The following is a 3,193-nucleotide window of genomic DNA, read 5'->3' as shown; positions in this document are numbered from 1 at the left end:
ACACAGTGGACGCGAGCAACTGAGGACAAGCCCTCGGCCTATTAGTACCAGTCAACTCCACACCTTACGGCGCTTCCATATCTGGCCTATCAACCCAGTCGTCTACTGGGAGCCTTACCCCATCAAGTGGGAGGGAGCCCTCATCTCGAAGCAGGCTTCCCGCTTAGATGCTTTCAGCGGTTATCCTTTCCGAACGTAGCCAACCAGCCATGCCCTTGGCAGGACAACTGGCACACCAGAGGTTCGTCCGTCCCGGTCCTCTCGTACTAGGGACAGCCCTTCTCAAGACTCCTACGCGCACAGCGGATAGGGACCGAACTGTCTCACGACGTTCTAAACCCAGCTCGCGTACCGCTTTAATGGGCGAACAGCCCAACCCTTGGGACCGACTCCAGCCCCAGGATGCGACGAGCCGACATCGAGGTGCCAAACCATCCCGTCGATATGGACTCTTGGGGAAGATCAGCCTGTTATCCCCGGGGTACCTTTTATCCGTTGAGCGACGGCGCTTCCACAAGCCACCGCCGGATCACTAGTCCCTACTTTCGTACCTGCTCGACCCGTCAGTCTCACAGTCAAGCTCCCTTGTGCACTTACACTCAACACCTGATTGCCAACCAGGCTGAGGGAACCTTTGGGCGCCTCCGTTACCCTTTAGGAGGCAACCGCCCCAGTTAAACTACCCACCAGACACTGTCCCTGATCCGGATCACGGACCCAGGTTAGACATCCAGCACGACCAGAGTGGTATTTCAACAATGACTCCACACCAACTGGCGTTGATGCTTCACAGTCTCCCACCTATCCTACACAAGCCGAACCGAACACCAATATCAAGCTATAGTAAAGGTCCCGGGGTCTTTCCGTCCTGCTGCGCGAAACGAGCATCTTTACTCGTAATGCAATTTCACCGGGCCTATGGTTGAGACAGTCGAGAAGTCGTTACGCCATTCGTGCAGGTCGGAACTTACCCGACAAGGAATTTCGCTACCTTAGGATGGTTATAGTTACCACCGCCGTTTACTGGCGCTTAAGTTCTCAGCTTCGCCATGACGAATCATGACTAACCGGTCCCCTTAACGTTCCAGCACCGGGCAGGCGTCAGTCCGTATACATCGCCTTACGGCTTCGCACGGACCTGTGTTTTTAGTAAACAGTCGCTTCTCGCTGGTCTCTGCGGCCACCCCCAGCTCACCGTGCAAGACGGATCACCAGAAATGGCCCCCCTTCTCCCGAAGTTACGGGGGCATTTTGCCGAGTTCCTTAACCATAGTTCACCCGAACGCCTCGGTATTCTCTACCTGACCACCTGAGTCGGTTTAGGGTACGGGCCGCCATGAAACTCGCTAGAGGCTTTTCTCGACAGCATAGGATCATCCACTTCACCACAATCGGCTCGGCATCAGGTCTCAGCCTTAACGAGGGACGGATTTGCCTACCCCTCGGCCTACACCCTTACCCCGGGACAACCACCGCCCGGGCTGGACTACCTTCCTGCGTCACCCCATCACTCACCTACTACAAGTCTGGTTCGTCGGCTCCACCACTCCCCTACGCTCCGAAGAGCTCAGGGCGGCTTCACGGACTTAGCATCGCCTGATTCAATGTTTGGCGCTTCAAAGCGGGTACCGGAATATCAACCGGTTGTCCATCGACTACGCCTGTCGGCCTCGCCTTAGGTCCCGACTTACCCTGGGCAGATCAGCTTGACCCAGGAACCCTTAGTCAATCGGCGCACACGTTTCCCACGTGTGTATCGCTACTCATGCCTGCATTCTCACTCGTGAACCGTCCACAACTCGTTTCCACGGCTGCTTCACCCGGCACACGACGCTCCCCTACCCATCACAGCAGACGTTGGTCCTAATGCTGCAATGACATGACTTCGGCGGTGTGCTTGAGCCCCGCTACATTGTCGGCGCGGAATCACTTGACCAGTGAGCTATTACGCACTCTTTCAAGGGTGGCTGCTTCTAAGCCAACCTCCTGGTTGTCTCTGCGACTCCACATCCTTTCCCACTTAGCACACGCTTAGGGGCCTTAGTCGATGCTCTGGGCTGTTTCCCTCTCGACCATGGAGCTTATCCCCCACAGTCTCACTGCCGCGCTCTCACTTACCGGCATTCGGAGTTTGGCTAAGGTCAGTAACCCGGTAGGGCCCATCGCCTATCCAGTGCTCTACCTCCGGCAAGAAACACACGACGCTGCACCTAAATGCATTTCGGGGAGAACCAGCTATCACGGAGTTTGATTGGCCTTTCACCCCTAACCACAGGTCATCCCCCAGGTTTTCAACCCTGGTGGGTTCGGTCCTCCACGAAGTCTTACCTCCGCTTCAACCTGCCCATGGCTAGATCACTCCGCTTCGGGTCTTGGGCACGCTACTCAACGCCCTATTCGGACTCGCTTTCGCTACGGCTTCCCCACACGGGTTAACCTCGCAACATACCGCAAACTCGCAGGCTCATTCTTCAAAAGGCACGCAGTCACGACTGCATGTGCAAGCACATACAGCGACGCTCCCACGGCTTGTAGGCACACGGTTTCAGGTACTATTTCACTCCGCTCCCGCGGTACTTTTCACCATTCCCTCACGGTACTATCCGCTATCGGTCACCAGGGAATATTTAGGCTTAACGGGTGGTCCCGCCAGATTCACACGGGATTTCTCGGGCCCCGTGCTACTTGGGTGTCTCTTAAACGAGCCGTTGATGTTTCAGCTACGGGGGTCTTACCCTCTACGCCGGACCTTTCGCATGTCCTTCGCCTACATCAACGGTTTCTGACTCGTCCCACAGCCGGCAGACTGTAGTAAAGAGATCCCACAACCCCGCACTGGCAACCCCTGCCGGGTATCACACCAATACGGTTTGGCCTCATCCAGTTTCGCTCGCCACTACTCCCGGAATCACGGTTGTTTTCTCTTCCTGCGGGTACTGAGATGTTTCACTTCCCCGCGTTCCCTCCACACTGCCTATGTGTTCAGCAGCGGGTGACAGCCCATGACGACTGCCGGGTTTCCCCATTCGGACACCCCCGGATCAAAGCTCGGTTGACAGCTCCCCGGGGCCTATCGTGGCCTCCCACGTCCTTCATCGGTTCCTGGTGCCAAGGCATCCACCGTGCGCCCTTAAAAACTTGGCCACAGATGCTCGCGTCCACTGTGCAGTTCTCAAGCAACGACCAGCCACCC

The 3,193-nt window shown here is 56.5% G+C and carries 1 rRNA gene; it reads right to left on the bottom strand.

The annotated features are described in order from the left end of the window. Positions 1-21: 21 nt before the first annotated feature. Positions 22-3,144, bottom strand: a 23S ribosomal RNA gene (locus tag IG62_RS0140735). Positions 3,145-3,193: the final 49 nt, after the last annotated feature.

The sequence above is a fragment of the Streptomyces sp. NRRL S-337 genome, assembly GCF_000720175.1.
Taxonomy (GTDB): domain Bacteria; phylum Actinomycetota; class Actinomycetes; order Streptomycetales; family Streptomycetaceae; genus Streptomyces; species Streptomyces siderophoricus.
The sequence above is the reverse complement of the archived record's forward strand: the minus strand, read 5'-3'. Positions and strand labels throughout refer to the sequence as shown.